General features: G+C 73.3%; 19 protein-coding genes. 14 read left to right on the forward strand and 5 right to left on the reverse strand.

From position 1 onward, the window contains the following. The first annotated feature begins 8 nt into the window (after positions 1 to 8). Positions 9 to 305 carry a glutaredoxin domain-containing protein gene (locus C7S10_RS22620; RefSeq protein WP_207769472.1) on the forward strand — a complete coding sequence of 99 codons (297 nt, stop codon included), beginning with the start codon at positions 9 to 11 and terminating at the stop codon, positions 303 to 305. A gap of 3 nt (positions 306 to 308) precedes the next feature. Here the strand turns inward: C7S10_RS22620 and C7S10_RS18620 are convergent, their stop codons facing one another. After that, entirely contained in the window at positions 309 to 2,588 is a 2,280-nt protein-coding gene (locus C7S10_RS18620; protein WP_243395469.1) for an MMPL family transporter, read from the reverse strand. A 95-nt stretch (positions 2,589 to 2,683) separates the two neighbouring features. Between C7S10_RS18620 and C7S10_RS18625 the strand changes: the two genes are divergently transcribed. Continuing rightward, positions 2,684 to 3,283, forward strand: a complete 600-nt coding sequence (locus C7S10_RS18625) for a TetR/AcrR family transcriptional regulator (RefSeq protein ID WP_108345965.1) — start codon at positions 2,684 to 2,686, stop codon at positions 3,281 to 3,283. A 47-nt stretch (positions 3,284 to 3,330) separates the two neighbouring features. After that, the gene (locus C7S10_RS18630) at positions 3,331 to 3,801 is read left to right on the forward strand and encodes a tRNA (cytidine(34)-2'-O)-methyltransferase (RefSeq protein WP_108345966.1); all 471 of its coding nucleotides are present in this window, start codon (positions 3,331 to 3,333) and stop codon (positions 3,799 to 3,801) included. A gap of 29 nt (positions 3,802 to 3,830) precedes the next feature. Here the strand turns inward: C7S10_RS18630 and C7S10_RS18635 are convergent, their stop codons facing one another. After that, positions 3,831 to 5,060, reverse strand: a complete 1,230-nt coding sequence (locus tag C7S10_RS18635) for an MFS transporter (RefSeq protein ID WP_108345967.1) — start codon at positions 5,058 to 5,060, stop codon at positions 3,831 to 3,833. Between the two features lie 47 nt (positions 5,061 to 5,107). On the opposite strand from C7S10_RS18635, the gene C7S10_RS18640 reads away from it, so the two are divergent. Then, positions 5,108 to 5,557 (forward strand): globin domain-containing protein, encoded by a 450-nt coding sequence (locus tag C7S10_RS18640; protein ID WP_108345968.1) that lies wholly within the window; start codon positions 5,108 to 5,110, stop codon positions 5,555 to 5,557. A 73-nt stretch (positions 5,558 to 5,630) separates the two neighbouring features. Then, positions 5,631 to 5,909, forward strand: coding sequence for a hypothetical protein (locus tag C7S10_RS18645; protein WP_108345969.1), 279 nt, complete (start codon positions 5,631 to 5,633; stop codon positions 5,907 to 5,909). Between the two features lie 21 nt (positions 5,910 to 5,930). On the opposite strand, the gene C7S10_RS18650 is transcribed toward C7S10_RS18645, so the two are convergent. Then, positions 5,931 to 7,160 carry an MFS transporter gene (locus C7S10_RS18650; protein WP_108345970.1) on the reverse strand — a complete coding sequence of 410 codons (1,230 nt, stop codon included), beginning with the start codon at positions 7,158 to 7,160 and terminating at the stop codon, positions 5,931 to 5,933. An 85-nt stretch (positions 7,161 to 7,245) separates the two neighbouring features. Here C7S10_RS18650 and C7S10_RS18655 point away from each other — a divergent pair, with 85 nt between their 5' ends. Genes C7S10_RS18655 through C7S10_RS18670 form a run of 4 tightly spaced genes read left to right on the forward strand, consistent with a single transcriptional unit; the run spans position 7,246 to position 10,987 of the window. Further along, the gene (locus C7S10_RS18655; protein WP_108346112.1) at positions 7,246 to 8,121 is read left to right on the forward strand and encodes a LysR family transcriptional regulator; all 876 of its coding nucleotides are present in this window, start codon (positions 7,246 to 7,248) and stop codon (positions 8,119 to 8,121) included. A 31-nt stretch (positions 8,122 to 8,152) separates the two neighbouring features. Then, entirely contained in the window at positions 8,153 to 9,304 is a 1,152-nt protein-coding gene (locus C7S10_RS18660) for a cysteine desulfurase-like protein (protein WP_243395470.1), read from the forward strand. 25 nt (positions 9,305 to 9,329) lie between these two features. Next, positions 9,330 to 10,121, forward strand: coding sequence for an HAD-IIA family hydrolase (locus C7S10_RS18665; protein WP_108345972.1), 792 nt, complete (start codon positions 9,330 to 9,332; stop codon positions 10,119 to 10,121). A 20-nt stretch (positions 10,122 to 10,141) separates the two neighbouring features. Further along, on the forward strand, positions 10,142 to 10,987 hold the full coding sequence (locus C7S10_RS18670) for a thioesterase family protein (protein ID WP_108345973.1): 846 nt from the start codon (positions 10,142 to 10,144) through the stop codon (positions 10,985 to 10,987). Here C7S10_RS18670 and C7S10_RS18675 read toward each other — a convergent pair whose 3' ends face one another. Together C7S10_RS18675 and C7S10_RS18680 are read right to left on the reverse strand one after the other, a co-directional pair. Continuing rightward, entirely contained in the window at positions 10,988 to 12,115 is a 1,128-nt protein-coding gene (locus C7S10_RS18675; RefSeq protein WP_108345974.1) for a hypothetical protein, read from the reverse strand. Positions 12,116 to 12,140: 25 nt separating this feature from the next. Beyond that, complete coding sequence (locus tag C7S10_RS18680) at positions 12,141 to 13,262, reverse strand: S1C family serine protease (protein ID WP_108345975.1); 1,122 nt, start codon at positions 13,260 to 13,262, stop codon at positions 12,141 to 12,143. A gap of 92 nt (positions 13,263 to 13,354) precedes the next feature. Here C7S10_RS18680 and C7S10_RS18685 point away from each other — a divergent pair, with 92 nt between their 5' ends. The 5 genes from C7S10_RS18685 to C7S10_RS18705 are packed head-to-tail and all read left to right on the forward strand — an operon-like array spanning position 13,355 to position 16,203. Next, on the forward strand, positions 13,355 to 13,753 hold the full coding sequence (locus C7S10_RS18685) for a (deoxy)nucleoside triphosphate pyrophosphohydrolase (RefSeq protein WP_108345976.1): 399 nt from the start codon (positions 13,355 to 13,357) through the stop codon (positions 13,751 to 13,753). Further along, entirely contained in the window at positions 13,750 to 14,025 is a 276-nt protein-coding gene (locus tag C7S10_RS18690) for a hypothetical protein (protein ID WP_108345977.1), read from the forward strand. Before C7S10_RS18685 ends, C7S10_RS18690 begins: the two co-directional genes overlap by 4 nt. Before the next feature lies 1 nt (position 14,026). Continuing rightward, complete coding sequence (locus C7S10_RS18695; protein ID WP_243395483.1) at positions 14,027 to 14,923, forward strand: DMT family transporter; 897 nt, start codon at positions 14,027 to 14,029, stop codon at positions 14,921 to 14,923. After that, entirely contained in the window at positions 14,920 to 15,825 is a 906-nt protein-coding gene (gene mshB, locus C7S10_RS18700) for an N-acetyl-1-D-myo-inositol-2-amino-2-deoxy-alpha-D-glucopyranoside deacetylase (protein WP_108345979.1), read from the forward strand. Before C7S10_RS18695 ends, mshB begins: the two co-directional genes overlap by 4 nt. Then, complete coding sequence (locus tag C7S10_RS18705) at positions 15,826 to 16,203, forward strand: hypothetical protein (RefSeq protein ID WP_108345980.1); 378 nt, start codon at positions 15,826 to 15,828, stop codon at positions 16,201 to 16,203. It begins immediately after the preceding gene. The last annotated feature ends 5 nt before the right edge of the window (positions 16,204 to 16,208 follow it).

Raw genomic sequence — 16,208 nt, forward strand, 5'->3', positions numbered from 1 at the left:
CTGGGGACGTGTTCGGACACCGCCCCGTCTCCGTCTCCGCCGCCGAGGGTGCGCGCGCGGCGCAGGCCGGTCGGGTGGTCATCTACTGGCGCAAGGGCTGCCCGTTCACCAAGCGGCTGCGGCTCGTGCTCGGCAAGCGCGGTGGCGAGGCGGTGTGGGTCGACATCTGGGCCGACGCCGACGCGGCGGCGTACGTCCGCAGCGTCAACGACGGCAACGAGACCGTGCCGACCGTCGTCATCGACGGGGAGCCGCACACCAACCCGGCCCCCCGCGTCGTCATGGCCGCCCTGTCCCGCGGCTGACCCTCAGGCGGTGGTCGCGCCGTCCGCCTCGAGACGTGAGGCGAGGCGCTCGCCCTCGATGTCGAGGTTGGGCACGAACCGCTCGAGCCACCTCGGCATCCACCAGATCCGGTCCCCGACGATCGCCATGAAGGCGGGCACGATCATCATCCGGACCAGGAAGGCGTCGGCGAGGACGCCGACGGCGAGGGCGAAGCCGATGGTCTTGAGGATGACGTCGTCGGTGAGGGCGAAGCCGGCGAAGACGCCCATCATGATCACGGCAGCGGCGACCACGACGCGCGCGCTGTGCGCGAACCCGTCGATCACCGCCTGCCGAGCCGGAGTGCCGTGGACGTAGGCCTCCCGCATCCGGGTCACGAGGAAGACCTCGTAGTCCATCGCGAGCCCGAACAGGATGCCGGTGAGCAGGATCGGCAGGATGAAGATGACCGGCGAGGTCGTGTCGAGGCCGAGGAGGCTGCTGAGCCACCCCCACTGGAACACCGCGACCGTCGCGCCGAGCGACACCCCGACCGAGAGCAGGAAGCCGAGCGCGGCCTTGACCGGCACCCAGATCGAGCGGAAGACGGCGATGAGCAGGAAGACGGCCATGCCGACCACCACGACGAGGTAGACCGGGAACGCGTCGGTCAGCTCGTTGGCGATGTCGACGCCGACCGCCGTCTGCCCGCTGACGAGGGCGCGGGCGCCGGTCTCGCCGGGCAGGTCGGCCATTGCGTCGCGGATGTCTGCCACCAGCTCCTTGGTCGACTGGTCGGAGGGGCCGGAGCCCGGGACGACCGTGATCGTCGCGAGCTGGAGGGCCTCGAGCTGCTGGGCGAAGGCCTCCTGCGCCTCCGGCGCGTCACTGGTCAGGGCGGGTACGACGGCGGCGATGTCGGACCCGTCCTGCGCGGCCATCTCCTGGAGCCGCGTGGTCGCGGCGTCGACGGCGGCGGCCGGTTCGTCGGCGCCCTGGGTGTCGACGACCACGATGAGCGGACCGTTGGCGCCGGCGCCGAAGTTGTCGGCGATCAGGTCGTAGGCCACCCGCGCGTCCGAGCCGGCGGGCTTGCTGGCGTCGTCGGGCAGCGCGAGCTGCATCGACGCGACCGGGATCGAGGCGATGGCGGCCAGGGCGATCCCGGCGACCAGCGCCGGCCAGCGGAAGCGGCTGGTCGTCTCGACCCAGCGGCGGCCGTTGGTGCGTTCGGAGCCGCCCTCGGGGTCGCGGTCCTTGAGGAACGACAGGCGACCCGTGGTGACCCGGCGTCCGGCGAAGCCGAGCAGCGCGGGGAGGAGGGTCAGGGCGATGAGGACCGAGATGGCGACCGTGAACGCACCGCCGAGGCCCATCTGGGTGAGGAAGCCGATGCCGGTCACGCTCAGGCCGGCGAGCGCGATGATGACGGTGAGGCCGGCGAAGACGACCGCGGAGCCGGCGGTGCCGACCGCGCGCCCGGCCGCCTCCTCGAGCGTGCGGCCCTGGCGCACCTCGTGCTGGTAGCGCGACATGATGAACAGCGCGTAGTCGATCCCGACCGCGAGTCCGAGCATCGTGCCGAGCGCGGGCGTGACGGAGCTCAGCTCGACGAAGCCGGTCAGCAGGGTGATCGAGACGACGCCGATGCCGACGCCGACGACGGCTGTGAGGAGCGGCATGCCGGCGGCGACCAGCGAGCCGAAGGTGAGGGCGAGCACGACGAACGCCACCGCGATGCCGATCAGCTCGGCGATCGGTAGCGCCGTCTCCCCAGCCAGCGCGTCCCCGCCGACGGCGACGGTGAGCCCGGCGTCCTCCGCCGCCTGCGCCGCGTCCTCGAGCGCGTCCTTGTCGGACTGGGGGAGGTCCACCACGGTGCTGGAGTAGCTCACCGAGGCGTAGCCGACGCGCCCGTCCTCGGAGATCGTCCCGGCGGTGAACGGGTCGGCCACCGACAGCACCCCGTCGGTGGTGAGGTCGGCGATCGCGCGGTCGACGACCTTCTTGTTGTCCGGGTCGCTCAGCGACTGTCCCTCGGGCGCCTCGAACACGACGCGCGCGCTGGCGCCGTCCGGTGCGGCCTGCGGGCTGCGCTCCTGGATCAGGTCGAAGGCCTCCGTCGACTCGATGCCCGACAGCTCGAAGTTGTCGTTGGTCTGACCGGCGAGCGTCGCGGCGCCGGCCCCGAGCACGACGAAGAGGATCGCCCAGGCGCCGGCGACCAGCCGTCGGTGCACGAACGACCAGCGTCCGAGTCGGAACAGGTGCCACGCCATCAGGACCTCCAGGAGAACGTTGAAACGGACCTCGCGGTCCACTTGTTCCAAGAGCATACGCACAACCGGACTCGACGGTCCAGTTAGGATGTGCGTGAGGGCTGTCACGACGGTCCGCGCGAGACAGGAGAGGGCGCATGGCGTTGGAGGACCGGCAGGACGAGCAGGGAGCCGCGCCCGAGGAGGAGTGGGCGGGTCGCCGGGCCGATGCGCGACGCAACCACGAGCGGGTGCTGGCGGCGGCGGTCGAGGTCTTCACCGAGCTCGGCCTGGACGCCACGATCCCGCAGGTGGCGGCGCGCGCGGGCGTCGGGAAGGCAACGGTCTACCGCAGCTATCCCACCAAGGCCGACCTCGTGACGGCGCTGGCGCGCACGCACGTCGACTGGCTCGAGGGTCTCGTGGCCGACGCTGCGACCCGGGCCGACGAGGACGCCGCCGCAGCGCTGCGCTCGCTGCTGCACGCCATCGTCCAGCGGCTGGCCGAGGACCGGCTGATGGTCGAGGTGCTGATGCGCGTGGAGGGCGGATTCGAGGAGAACGAGGAGACGACGAGCCAGTTCGAGCACGTCCTGGAGCAGGGCCGGCGACAGGGGAGCCTGCGCGCGGACGTCGAGCTCTTCGACGTGCAGGTGCTCCTCGCCGGCTTCGCCCGGTCGCTGATCGACCTGGACAACCACGACCCTGCCACCTGGCGCCGGTTCGCCGACTTCACGCTGACTGCCCTGCGCCCCTGAGCCCCGTGCAGTCCCATCGCCCACGCGGCCGAGGCGATACTGGGCCCGTGTTCCACGTGATGTTCCTCGAGCCCCGGATCCCGCCCAACACGGGCAACGCGATCCGGATGGTGGCCGGGACCGGCGCCACGCTGCACCTCGTCGAACCCCTCGGGTTCGACCTCTCCGAGCCGCAGCTCAGGCGCGCCGGACTGGACTACCACGACCTCGCGTCGGTGGTGGTGCACCCGGACCTCGACACCGCACTCGCCGCCACCGAGCTCGCCGCCTCCCGGGTCTTCGCGTTCACCGCACACGCGAGCCGCTGGTTCACCGACGTCGAGTTCGAGCCCGGCGACGTGTTCCTCTTCGGTCCCGAGCCGACGGGCCTCGCCGAGGCGGCGCTGGGCCACGCCCGGATCACCGAGCGACTCCGGATCCCGATGGTCGAGGGACGCCGCTCGCTCAACCTGTCCAACTCCGCTGCGGTCGTGACCTACGAGGCCTGGCGACAGCACGGGTTCACGGGCGCGCGGTAGCGGCTCAGGATCCCGTCGCGGCGGGTCCGCTACGAGGCGAGCTCGTCGTCGACGTACACCGGTCGCGACACCCGCAGCCCGGCCCACGTGAAGGGGACGACCGTCGCCGCGAGCAGCACCAGCGGGACGGTCCAGCTGCCGGTCGCGGAGTGGATCAGCCCGACCACGACCGGGCCGACCGCGGCGAACAGGTAGCCCGCGGGCTGCACGAAGCCCGAGAGCCGCGCCGTCACCCGGTGGTCGCGCGTGCGGGCGGTGAGCATCGCGATGGTCGCCGGGAAGGCGAAGCCGGAGAACCCGAGGAGCAGCGCCCACAGCCACGGCAGCGTGGCGGGGTCGACCAGCAGGCCGGCGTAGCCCAGCAGCAGGGCCGCGCCGAAGGCGATCATCCACGGGGCGAGCGTGCGGGAGCGGGCGATCACGGTCGGCATCAGCAGGGCACCCACGATGCCGAAGGCGGTCAGCATCGCCTGCATCGCGCCCGCGCTCGACGCCGAGAGGCCGGCGTCGCGGTAGATCTGCGGCAGCCAGCCGAACTGCACGTAGGCGTGCATCGACTGCACCCCGAACAGCGTGGCCATCGCGACCGCGGTCGGGGAGTGGAAGATCCGGCCGCCCGGCGTCGCCACCGCGGAGGCGGTGCCGCCCGGGGAGGGCGAGCGCTCGCGCAGCGCCAGCCATGCCCAGACGGGCACGGCGAGGAGGGCGACGAGGCCCCACATCGCCAGCGCGCGGCTCCAGCCCACCTGCGCCTCGACCGGCGCCGTCAGGGCCGAGCCGATCGTGCCGCCGACGATCAGGCTGGTGCCGTAGACGGTGGGAAGCAGGACGGTGTCGGAGGACGCGTGCGCCTTGATCCACGCCGGCACGAGCACGTTGCCGACGGCCATGCCGGCGAGCGCGAGCGTGGACAGGACGAGGAAGAGCCAGCTGGTGTCGGTGAGCCCGCGCAGGAGGAGCGCGGTCGCGGCCAGCGTGATGCCCGCGGCGATGCCCGTGGTCGTGCCGACCCGGCGGGCGATCGTCACCGCGATCGCACCCACCAGTCCGAAGCAGAGGCCGGGGAGCCCGGTCAGGACGCCGGCGACGCCGGAGCCGGTGCCGAGGCCGGTGGTGACCTCCTCGAGCACGGGACCCACCGAGGACGCCCCGGGTCGCAGGTTGACCGCGACGAGGACGACGGCGACGAACGCCACCCCGGTGCGCACGCCCGCGCCGGCGGTTCGGCCACGGGGTCGGCTGGGGGCAGGGGTACGCACTCGATCGAGCGTAGGCGTGGACGACCGACACCCTTACCGTGGGCTCCATGGACGAGACGTTGTTCACAGCGGCGGGTGGGAGCGACGGCCTGGTCGCGCTGGCCCATGCGTGGCACGAGCGGTGCCTGGCGGACCCGGTGGTGAGCCATGCGTTCTCCCATCCCGGCCAGCACCCGCAGCACACCGAGCGGCTGGCGGCCTACTGGGTCGAGGCGCTCGGCGGTCCTGCGGCTTACACCGACGGCCTGGGCGCGACCCACAGCCACGTGCTGCGCCTGCACTCCGGCAACGGCGAGCACGACGACATGGACCGGCGCGCGGTCGACTGCTTCGTGGCGGCGATGGACGACGTGGGTCTGCCCGGCGACGTACGCCGACCGTTGCTCGAGTGGTGGACGGCGATGGTCGCCGTGATGTCGTCGCACCCCGACTCGGCCGACGACGTGCCCGACGGTCTGCCGCTGCCGCGGTGGACCCGGGACGGCCCCACGGGGTGACGCGCCCGAAGGTGCACAGGATCACAGCGCCGATGACTTGGAACGATCCAATCCAGCGCGCAGACTGGATGCCATGAGCACCCAGACCCGACTGATCGACGAGCTCGACGCCCTCCACGCCCACTACGCCGGCGCGGTCACCGCCGCCGCCGACGCCGGGGACGTGAACCTCGCCCTCGAGCTCGCCGCCGACTACGACCGCGACGCGATCATGCTGATGGCCGAGCGCGAGGGCCGTCACGACCTGCTCGCGCACTTCGGCCTCGACAGCAACGGCGACCGCCTGGTCCTCCAGCGCGACACCCCCCTGCGCCGCCTCGCGCGGAGCATCGCCCGCCTGCGCGTGGCCTGAGCCCGAGCCGGGCGGCTCGCGTCAGGCGAGCAGCGATCGCGTGGTGCGCAGCCGCAGCGCCACGGCGCCGGTGACGCACATCAGCGTCGCGCTCACCCCGACCACTCCCGGCCAGCCGGCGCCGGCCCACGCGGTCGCGCCGAGGCTGCCGAAGACCGAGCTGCCGACGTAGTAGGTGAACGTGTAGAGCGAGGCCGCCTGGCCCGCGCTGACCCCGCCGGCGTGCGCGCGGGCGGGCACCCACCCACTGGCGACGCCGTGCACGGCGAAGAACCCGATCACCAGCAGGCCCAGGCCGGCGATCACCAACGGCAACCACTCCGAGAAGGTCAGCAGGGCACCGGCGACCGCCACGCCGGCGCCGACCGGCAGCACGGCCCGGCGGCCGAGCCGGTCCGCGAGCCGGCCGAACGACGCGGCGCTCACCGTGCCGAGCGGGTAGACGAGGAACACCAGGCTGGCCGCGCCGAGCCCGAGGCCGAACGGCGGCGCCTCGAGGCGGAAGCCGACGACGTTGAGCATCGCCACCATCGCGCCCACCGAGCAGCCGCCGATCACGTAGAGGCCGACCAGGGTGCGGTCGGACACCGCGCGCCGGGCCATGGCCAGCATCGTGCGGACCCCGGTCGGGGCAGGGGTGAAGTGCTGGGAGTCGGGCAGCGTACGGCGCACGACGACCGCGCACGCCAGCGCCAGCAGCGCGGCGGAGGCCAGCGACCAGCGCCAGCCCGCGAGCTCGGCGGTGAAGCCCGTGACGAGCCGACCGGCCATGCCGCCCAGCGCCGTACCCCCGATGTAGAGCCCGGCCGCCCGGGCCTGCGTCGAGGGGTGCAGCTCCTCGCGCAGGTAGGCCGTCGCGACGGCGGGGAGGCCGGCCAGCGACACCCCCATCAGGCATCGCAGCACGAGCAGGACGGGCCAGGTCGGGGCGAGCGCGCAGCCGACCGCGCAGAGCACCGAGAGCGCCATCGACAGGTGGATCAGCCGGGTGCGGCCGACCACGTCGGACAGCGGACCGGCCACCAGGAGCGCGACGGCGAGGGACGCCGTGGTCAGCGACAGCGTGAGGGTGGTGTCGGTCGAGGTGACGTCGAAGCGGGTCGCGAGCTCCGGGAGGATCGCCTGGGTGCTGTAGAGCAGCTCGAACGTCGCGAGGCCCGCGGCGAAGAGCGCGATGACGACGCGGTTGTAGCCGCGGGAACCGGGAAGGTGGCCCGCATCGAGGTCGGGTGCGGTGATCGTGGATGCCATGACCCGTCGATCATGGGCGCTGTCGCGTCATGCGTCCAATGTCGTGAACGGCGCTGGGCCATGCGTGGGGCGTATGATGTCGGGAGTGCAGATCAGGGACCTCGAGTGGCTCCTCGCGGTGGCCGACCACGAGCACGTGACCGACACGGCCGCGATCCTCGGGATCTCCCAGCCCACCCTGTCGCGCGCTCTGGCGCGGGTCGAGCAGGAGCTGGACGCACAGCTCTTCGAGCGGGCCTCCGACGGCGTCCACCTGACCCCGGTCGGTCGGATCGTCGCCCGCGGCGCGCGCGAGGTCGTCGCCCGCCACGACCAGCTGCTGGCCGACGTCCGCGGCGAGCTCGACCCGGAGTCCGGTGTCGCGCGGCTCGCGTTCCTCGACTCGATGGCCACCTCGTTGGTGCCGAGGCTGCTGCGGGACTTCCACGCCGCGGCGCCGCGGGTGCGCGTGCTCCTCAGCCAGGAGCCGGGTCACGAGCTCGAGGCCGACCTCGCCCGGGGCGCCGTCGACCTGGCGATCACGTCCACCAGGCCGGCCGGGCACGGGTGGCACGTGCTGCAGGAGGAGCGGCTCGTCGTCGCCGTACCGCCCTCGCACCGGCTCGCCGGGCGCACCCGGGTGCGGCTGGAGGACCTCGCGGGGGAGGAGCTGGTGACGACGCCGCCGGGCTACGGCTTCCGCACGCTCGTCGACGGGCTGCTGCGCGACGCCGGGGTGGCGCTCGACATCTCCTTCGAGAGCCAGGACCTCGCGACCATCGAGGGCCTGGTCGCCGCGGGCCTGGGGGTGGCGATCGTGCCGGAGGCGATGGTCGGGCCCTCGGGCACGCGCGGCCTCCAGATCCAGGGCTCGCCCGGCGCGCGCCGCACGATCGGGCTGACCTGGCGCACGGACCGCCGGTTGCCACCGGCCGCCGAGCGGCTGCGCGCGGTCATCGTCGGGCGTCGGGCCACCGGCTGAGCGGCGCCCGACGCCTGCGAGCATGTCCGCCATGGACATCTCGGCCGTACGACGATCCTTCCCCGCCCTCGAGAGCGGGCTGGCCCGCTTCGACGGACCCGGCGGCTCGCTCGTGCCGTCCGTGGTGATCGCCGCGGTGTCGGCGGCCATGTCGGCGGGCATGTGCCAGCGCGGCACCGTCTCGGAGCCGGACCGGCTGGCGGAGTCGATCACGTCCGGTGCCCGGGCCGACCTGGCCCGGCTGATCGGCGCCGACCCGGGCGGCATCGTCTTCGGCCGCTCGATGACGGCGCTGACCTTCGACCTCGCCCGCACGCTGGCCGCCGGCTGGGGGCCCGGCGACGAGGTCGTCGTCACGCGCCTCGACCACGACGCCAACATCCGTCCGTGGGTGACCGCGGCTGAGCGTGTGGGTGCAACCGTCCGGTGGCTCGGGTTCGACCCCGACACGGCCGAGCTCGACGACATCGCTCCGCTCCTGGGCGAGCGGACGCGGCTGGTGGCGCTGACGGCCGGCTCCAACCTCTTCGGCACCCGCCCCGACGTCCCCGCCGTGGTGCGGGCCGCCCACGAGGTCGGGGCGCTGGTCTTCGTCGACGCCGTGCACCTCGTCCCGCACGCGCCGGTCGACCTCGGCGAGCTGGGCGCCGACTTCCTGGCCTGCTCGACCTACAAGTTCTTCGGGCCCCACCTCGGCGCGCTCGCCGCAGCACCCGCCCTGCTGGAGACGCTGCACCCCGACAAGCTGCTGCCCTCGACCGACGTGGTGCCCGAGCGCTTCGAGCTCGGGACGCTGCCCTACGAGCTGCTCGCCGGCGTGAGTGCGGCCGTCGGGTTCGTCGAGTCGTTCCCGGGCGGCGCGGCCGGCATCGAGGAGCACGAGGCCGCTCTGGTCACCCGCCTCCTGGCGGGCCTTGAGGAGCTGCCCGCCGTCACGGTGCACGGCCGGCCTGCGCGCCGTACGCCGACCGTGCTCCTCACCGTCGACGGCGTCGCCCCCGCCGACGTGCAGCGCCACCTCGCCGACGTCGGCGTGGTCGTGACGACCGGGTCGTTCTACGCGCTGGAGGCCGCCCGGCACGCCGGCCTCCCGTCGACCGGGGGAGTGCGCGTCGGGCTGTCGGCCTACACCAGCGAGGACGACGTGGACCGCCTGCTCGCGGGGCTGGCCACGCTCGCCTGAGCCCCGCGTCCGTCACACTGGTCCCATGACCTCGCCACGACCGATCGAGACCTGGCTCATCGACATGGACGGCGTGCTCGTGCACGAGGAGACGCCGATCCCGGGGGCGAGCGACTTCATCGAGGCGCTCAAGGCGTCCGGCCTGTCGTTCCTCGTGCTCACCAACAACTCGATCTTCACCCCGCGCGACCTCCGGGCCCGGCTGCTCGGCAGCGGCATCGACGTGCCGGAGCAGTCGATCTGGACCTCCGCGCTGGCCACCGCCCAGTTCCTCGAGGACCAGCGGCCGCACGGCACGGCCTACGTCGTCGGCGAGGCGGGGATGGTCACCGCGCTGCACGACATCGGCTACGTGATGACCGACCGCGACCCCGACTACGTCGTGCTCGGTGAGACCCGCACCTACTCCTTCGAGGCGATCACCAAGGCGATCCGGCTGATCGAGGGCGGCGCCCGCTTCCTGGCCACCAACCCCGACCCGAGCGGTCCCAGCCCGCAGGGCACGCTGCCCGCGACCGGGTCCGTCGCCGCCCTGATCACCACCGCGACCGGCCGCCAGCCCTACTACATCGGCAAGCCCAACCCGCTGATGATGCGCAGCGCCCTCAACCAGCTCGAGGCGCACTCCGAGACCACGGTGATGGTGGGCGACCGGATGGACACCGACATCGTCAGCGGGCTCGAGGCCGGGCTGCGCACCATCCTGGTGCTCACCGGGTCGACGCAGCGCGACCACGTCGGCCGCTTCCCCTACCGCCCGACGGTCGTGATCGACTCCATCGCCGACGTGATGGACCTCGACGTCCCGTGGGAGTGACCCGCACCTAGGCTCGCGCCATGACTGCGTCCGGGGCCCGCTCTGAGTGGGACGACCACATCGCCGTGACGCCGAGCGGGGACGGCGACTTCACGGCCGACCTGAGCGACGGCTGGGTCGTCGGCGGCGGCGTCAACGGCGGCTACCTGCTCGCCACGGTCGGCAACGCCCTCGGGCAGGTGGTCCCCGGCAAGCCCGACCCGATCGCGGTCAGCGCCTACTACCTCTCCGCGTCGGTCCCCGGGCCGGCCACGATCTCGATCCGGGTGGTCCGCGACGGCGGCAGCGTCGCCACCCTCGCGGCCGACCTGGTGCAGGGCGACCCCGTCCACGGTGAGCAGGCGAGGATCACCGTGCTCGCGACGTACGGCGACCTCGACCGCCTCCCCGACGACGTCGGCACCACGGCGACGCCGCCGCCGATCGCTCCGCGCGAGCAGTGCGTGTCCAACTCGATGGCGCCGCCCGAGGTGCGCAGGGTCGCGCGGCTGATGGAGCGCTTCGAGATGCTCTTCGACCCCGGCTGCATCGGCTGGGCGGTCGGCAAGCCCGACGGCAACGGCGCTCTGCAGGCGTGGTTCCGGCTCAACGGCGAGCGCGACCCCGACCCGGTCGAGCTGCTGATGGTGCTCGACGCGCTGCCGCCGGTGACGTTCGACCTCGGGATGCCCGGCTGGGCGCCGACGCTCGAGCTCACCGCGCACGTGCGGGCGAAGCCAGCGCCCGGATGGCTGCGCGTCAGCCACCGCACCCGCAACCTCGCCGGCGGGATGTTCGAGGAGGACTGCGAGGTCTGGGACTCCGCCGACCGCCTCGTCGCGCAGAGTCGGCAGCTCGCGCGGCAACCCCGCCCCGTCGCCGGCTGATCAGTCGAAGGCGGAGCGCCGCATCGACACGATCCAGCGCCGCCGCGGGTGCTCGGTGAGCGACCACAGCCGGTCCGTGGAGGGCCAGTAGGTCAGGTCCTCCGGACCCATCGGCAGCGCGAAGCGCGTCGGCCTCAGCTGCCCACTCGAGCCGGCGTAGATCGTGCCCGGCATGAACGGGCCGTGCGAGACGGTCACGTGGTAGCGACCGCCGGCCAGCACCGCGCCCTGCATCTGCACGACGCCGCCCTCGTCGACCTCGAGCGGACGGGAGAAGCCGTCGTCGCCGGTCTGCAGCTGCCAGGTCTCGGGGTCGAGCTGGTAGCGCGCGAGCCGGTTGGGGGTCTTCTGCCCGAGGTTGTACTCGCCGGCGAGAAGCGCCGGCGGGTCGGAGCGGCGGTCGATCGAGAGGAACGAGTAGCGCAGCTGCACGTGCCCGTCGTCCGTGAACGCCTTGTAGGTGAAGCGCACGGGGAGCACGTAGCGATGGCCGTACGACGCCACGCGCTGCCCGTCGAAGCCGATCTCGTCGGGATGGTCGTCGTCGCCCGCGACGCGCATGATGTCGTCGACCCGGGCGGTCACGAACCCGCGCCTGGTGGCCGCGATGTGCAGGTAGGGACCGGCCCACACGATGCCGCCGGCGTGGATGTTCATGGGGCGGAGCTGCAGCTTGCCGTCCTTGTCGAGGACCGGGTTGACGAGCAGGACGTGACGGTAGGTCAGCGTCTCGAGGTCGATGAACGTGACCCGCGAGCCACGCTTCACACCGTCGATGCCGGTGGAGTACCACGTCGTGACGAGCACCTTGCGGCCCAGGATGTCCTCGGTGTCGCTGGCGTCCGCGCTGGTGGAGATGCCCTGTGGGAACCACAGCCGGTCCCGACGGTCGTAGTCGTCCCACGTGTAGGCCTCGCTGACGGCCCGTCCCAGGAGCCGCGCGGGGAGCCGGCTGCGACGCGCCTGGTACTTCAGGTCGTCGAGCAGCCCGCCCAACCCGGCGGGTTCACCGAGGACAGCGGCCAGGGCCGCAATCTCGCGGACGTTCTCGTCGGTGCGCTGGAGGTGCACGCCCTGGACGTACGGCGCCGGGGCGGGCGCGTCGGTCTCGTCGTCGCCGGGGGCCATGCGCCCAACGTAGCCCGGCGCCGGGCTACGCCACCGGCGCCCGGTCGAGCCCGACCGTCGCGGAGTGGCTGGTCCCGGCGGTGTCACGCCAGGTGACGTCGACCTGCTCGCCCGGCTGGTGCCGCCGGACCAGGCGACGGAGCCGGGCGGGCGACGTGACCGCCGTACCGTCCAGGGCGGTGACGGTGTCGCCGGCGGCGAGCCCGGCGTCGGCGGCCGGTGAGCCGGCGACCACGTTGCCGATCGTGGCGGCGCCCCCCGACGTGGAGAGCCCGACGCCGAGGAAGGCGGAGTAGCCGAGGGTGACCGTGCCGCCGGCGTCACCTGCCAGCACCGCGTCCACGACCGTCAGCACACGACGCATCGGGATGACGTAGCCGTCGATCCCGATCGAGCCGCTCGACGCGGCGACGTTCATGCCGACGACGTCACCGTCGGCCGCGAGCAGGGCCCCGCCCGAGTCGCCCGGGATGATGTCGGAGTCGACCTCGATCAGTCGCCGCAGCGTCGCGACCGACCCGTCGTCCTCGGTGACGTCGATGCGCTGGCGCAGGGCGGTGACCGTGCCCGCGGCGGCAGTGAGGCTGCCGCCGTCGCCGCCGGCGTCACCCACCGCGACGACCGCGTCGCCGACGTCGACCCCCGCCGTGTCGGTGTCCACTGCCGAGAGCGAGGTCGAGTCGACGCGCAGGACGGCGACGTCCTTGACCGCGTCGAAGCCGAGCACCTCGGCCGTTGCCGTCTCGCCGGTGACCGGATCGGTCACCTCGATGTTCGTCGCGCCCTCGACGACGTGGTGGTTGGTGACGACGAGCGCGCCGCCGCCGTCCGCGGTGGCGTCGAGCACGATCCCGGTCCCGGCCGCCTCGCCGGCGTCGAAGTCGACGACCGTGGAGATCTGGACGATGCCGACCGACTGCTCGGTGGTCGCGTCGGTGGCGTCGATCGAGGCCGTCCGGCCGTACGTCGCGCCGTACTGCCCGCCGTACGACTGCCCTCCGAAGGGTTGGCCGGACGACTGGCCCGGCCAGCCCCGGTCGACGAACGAGATGGGGGGCGTGGCCGCGGCGGGTACGGCGACCGCCACCGTCGGCAGGGCGAGCGCGGCTGCGGCGACGGAGCTGGTGATGCGGCGAGACAGTGACATGGGTCCTCCTGGGGTCGGTGAGCCCGACACTTCCGGCGGTGCCTGTGCCGCCCCTGTGACCCGGCTGGCGCGTGCCTGCGAGACTCGTCGGCGTGACCCAGCCGCCGCGGACGCTCGTCGTCGGGGCCGCGATCCTGCGCGACGGAGCGGTGCTCGCGGCGCGACGCACAGCCCCCGCCGAGACCGCCGGGCGCTGGGAGTTCCCCGGCGGGAAGGTCGAGCCGGGGGAGTCGCCGGAGGCAGCGCTGGTGCGCGAGGTCGCCGAGGAGCTCGGCTGCCGGATCGAGGTCACCGGCTGGCTGCCGGGCGCCGCCCCGATCGGTGACACCCACGAGCTGCGGGTGGCGTGCGCCGTGCTGACCGGGGGCGAGCCGACCCCGACCGAGCACGACCGCGTCCGCTGGGTCGGCGCTGCCGGCCTCGACGACGTCGACTGGCTCGACCCCGACCGGCCCTTCCTGCCGCACCTGCGGGAGAGGATGGCCCCATGAGGGCGATCTTCTTCGAGGAGGACGACGCGCAGCAGGTCGTGCGGCGCCTCACCGCCGACGGCTTCGAAGCCAGGGCGGAGCGGGAGCGGCTCTCCGGCGAGGACGACGACGAGGGTCACCCGTGGGCCGTGGTCACCGACGCGCCCGACTTCATGCTGGAGCTGATGGTCGACGAGCACGACGGCTGGCTGGACGCCGAGGAGGACGCGCCGAGCGTCACGCCCCTCGTCCTCCCGACGGCGCCGAAGCGGATCAAGAAGCCCCTTGACTGACGTGCAGGCGCGCCCCGTCGGCGCCCTCCCGCTCGTCCCGGCCGCCGCGTTCGTGCTGGTGTGGTCGTCGGGCTACATCTCCGGTCCGTACGGCGTGGAGCACGTCGCCCCCTTCACGCTGCTCGCGCTCCGGTTCGTCGTGGCGGCGGCGCTCGCGCTCGTGCTCGCTCGCATGCTCCGAGGCCCGCTCCGGATCGATCGGGGCACCGCCGGCCGGATCGCGCTCACCGGCCTGGTGATGAACGCGGTGCAGTTCGGCGCGATGTACCTCGCCTTCGACGCCGGCCTCGGCCCCACCCTGGCCTCGATGCTGCACGCGCTGACGCCGGTGCTGACCGCTGCGCTGGCGGCGGTCTTCCTCAAGGAGGCGCTGTCGCGACGCCAGCTCCTCGGGCTCGTCATCGGGGTCACCGGCGTGCTGATCGTGCTCGGCCCCGACGTCAGTGCGGCCGGCGGACCGGTCGGGATCGCGCTCGGCGTCTTCAGCGCGATCACCCTCAGCCTCGGCACCCTCGGCCAGCGCTGGATCGGCCACGGCCCCGACCCGATCTGGTCGGCGGCGATCCAGTTCTCGGTGTCGGCCCCGCCCCTCGCCGTACTCGCCCTCACCCTCGAGGGCACGCACGCCGTCAGCGACCCGCTGCGCGGCGGCATCGCCGTGCTGTTCCTGGCGATCGTCAACTCGATCGTCGGGCTGCTCCTGCTGGGCGCCCTCGTGCGTCGCGGTGGCGCCGGCGCGGGCTCCAGCCTGTTCTTCCTCTCGCCGCCCGTCACCGCCGTGCTGGCGTGGGTCGTGCTCGGCGAGACCCTCGGCCCGGTCGAGCTCGTCGGCCTCGTGGTGGCGGTCGTCGGCGTCGCGCTGGGCACCGGCCGGGCCGCCCCTAGGCTGGTGTCATGACTGCCGACCAGCGCGCCCTCTTCGTGCACGCGCACCCCGACGACGAGACCATCAACAACGGCGCGACCATGGCGAAGTACGCCGCCGAGGGACGTGGCGTCACCGTCGTCACCTGCACCGCCGGCGAGATGGGTGAGGTCCTCGTCCCCGATCTGTCCCACCTCGCCTACGAGGAGGAGGGCGGGCTGGGGGACCGCCGACGCCAGGAGATCGCGGCCGCGATGGCCCGCCTCGGCGTCACCGACCAGCGCTGGCTCGGCGGGTTCGGCCGCTTCCACGACTCCGGCATGGCCTGGCACCCCGACGGCCACGCCGTCGCGGCCGAGGAGATCCCCGACAGCGCCTTCTGGCACGCCGACCTGGTCGAGGCCGCCGACGCCCTGGTCACGGAGATCCGCGAGCTGCGCCCCCAGGTGCTGGTCACCTACAACGAGTTCGGCGGCTACGGCCACCCCGACCACATCCAGGCGCACCGGGTCGCGATGTACGCCGCGGTGCTGGCCGCCGCCCCGACGTACAAGCTCGGGCTCGGTGAGCCGCACGACATCGACAAGATCTACTGGTGCGCGATGAGCGAGGCGCGGATGCGCGAGAGCATCCGCCAGATGCGCGAGGCCGGCGACACCGAGACGTTCGAGGGCATGGATCCCGACGGCGAGATGGGTCCCTTCGTCACGCCCGACGAGCTGATCTCCGCGCGCATCGACGGTCGCGACTACGTCGAGACCAAGATGGAGGCGCTCAAGCTGCACCGCACCCAGGTCGACCCCGACGGGCCGTTCTTCTCCGGGGCCGAGTCGGGGCACGCGTTCTGGGGCGAGGAGTTCTACGTCCTCGCGAAGGGCACGCGCGGACCGGTCGGCGAGGACGGCTTCGAGACCGACCTCTTCGCCGGCCTCTGAGTGTCCTCGCTCCTCCTGCGCGTCGTGGTGGCGCTGGTGCTGCTCGTCGCCGGGTTCGGCGGCGGGGTGGCCGCCGCGCTCGTCCAGTCGTGGTGGTGGGGCCTGCTCCTCGGGCTCGCCTGCGCCGGCCTGACGTGCCTCGCGCTGCCGGCCGGCGGGTGGCGGTTCTCCTTCGGCCTGGGCTGGTTCGCCGCGCTCGGGTACGTCGTCCTGCCCCGCGCGGAGGGTGACTACCTGGTCCCGGCGACCGCTGCCGGCTACACCCTGCTGGGCGGCTCGTTCCTCGTGTTCCTCTTCGCCCTCGCCACCCTGCCGGGCCGCGGCTCCCGCCGTCCGGGCGGGTCCGGGGATCCGGGGGTTTCGCGCGAGGGAACCTAGGATCG

Origin of the sequence: Nocardioides currus (assembly GCF_003057875.1) — a bacterium.
GTDB lineage: Bacteria > Actinomycetota > Actinomycetes > Propionibacteriales > Nocardioidaceae > Nocardioides > Nocardioides currus.

Bases quoted from the DNA above. Each gene is read 5' to 3' on its own strand.
- C7S10_RS18625 (WP_108345965.1), top strand. From the start codon at position 2,684: ATGGCGTTGGAGGACCGGCAGGACGAGCAGGGAGCCGCGCCCGAGGAG.
- C7S10_RS18640 (WP_108345968.1), top strand. From the start codon at position 5,108: ATGGACGAGACGTTGTTCACAGCGGCGGGTGGGAGCGACGGCCTGGTC.
- C7S10_RS18645 (WP_108345969.1), top strand. From the start codon at position 5,631: ATGAGCACCCAGACCCGACTGATCGACGAGCTCGACGCCCTCCACGCC.
- C7S10_RS18650 (WP_108345970.1), bottom strand. From the start codon at position 7,160: ATGGCATCCACGATCACCGCACCCGACCTCGATGCGGGCCACCTTCCC.
- C7S10_RS18660 (WP_243395470.1), top strand. From the start codon at position 8,153: ATGGACATCTCGGCCGTACGACGATCCTTCCCCGCCCTCGAGAGCGGG.
- C7S10_RS18665 (WP_108345972.1), top strand. From the start codon at position 9,330: ATGACCTCGCCACGACCGATCGAGACCTGGCTCATCGACATGGACGGC.
- C7S10_RS18670 (WP_108345973.1), top strand. From the start codon at position 10,142: ATGACTGCGTCCGGGGCCCGCTCTGAGTGGGACGACCACATCGCCGTG.
- C7S10_RS18675 (WP_108345974.1), bottom strand. From the start codon at position 12,115: ATGGCCCCCGGCGACGACGAGACCGACGCGCCCGCCCCGGCGCCGTAC.
- C7S10_RS18680 (WP_108345975.1), bottom strand. From the start codon at position 13,262: ATGTCACTGTCTCGCCGCATCACCAGCTCCGTCGCCGCAGCCGCGCTC.
- C7S10_RS18690 (WP_108345977.1), top strand. From the start codon at position 13,750: ATGAGGGCGATCTTCTTCGAGGAGGACGACGCGCAGCAGGTCGTGCGG.
- mshB (WP_108345979.1), top strand. From the start codon at position 14,920: ATGACTGCCGACCAGCGCGCCCTCTTCGTGCACGCGCACCCCGACGAC.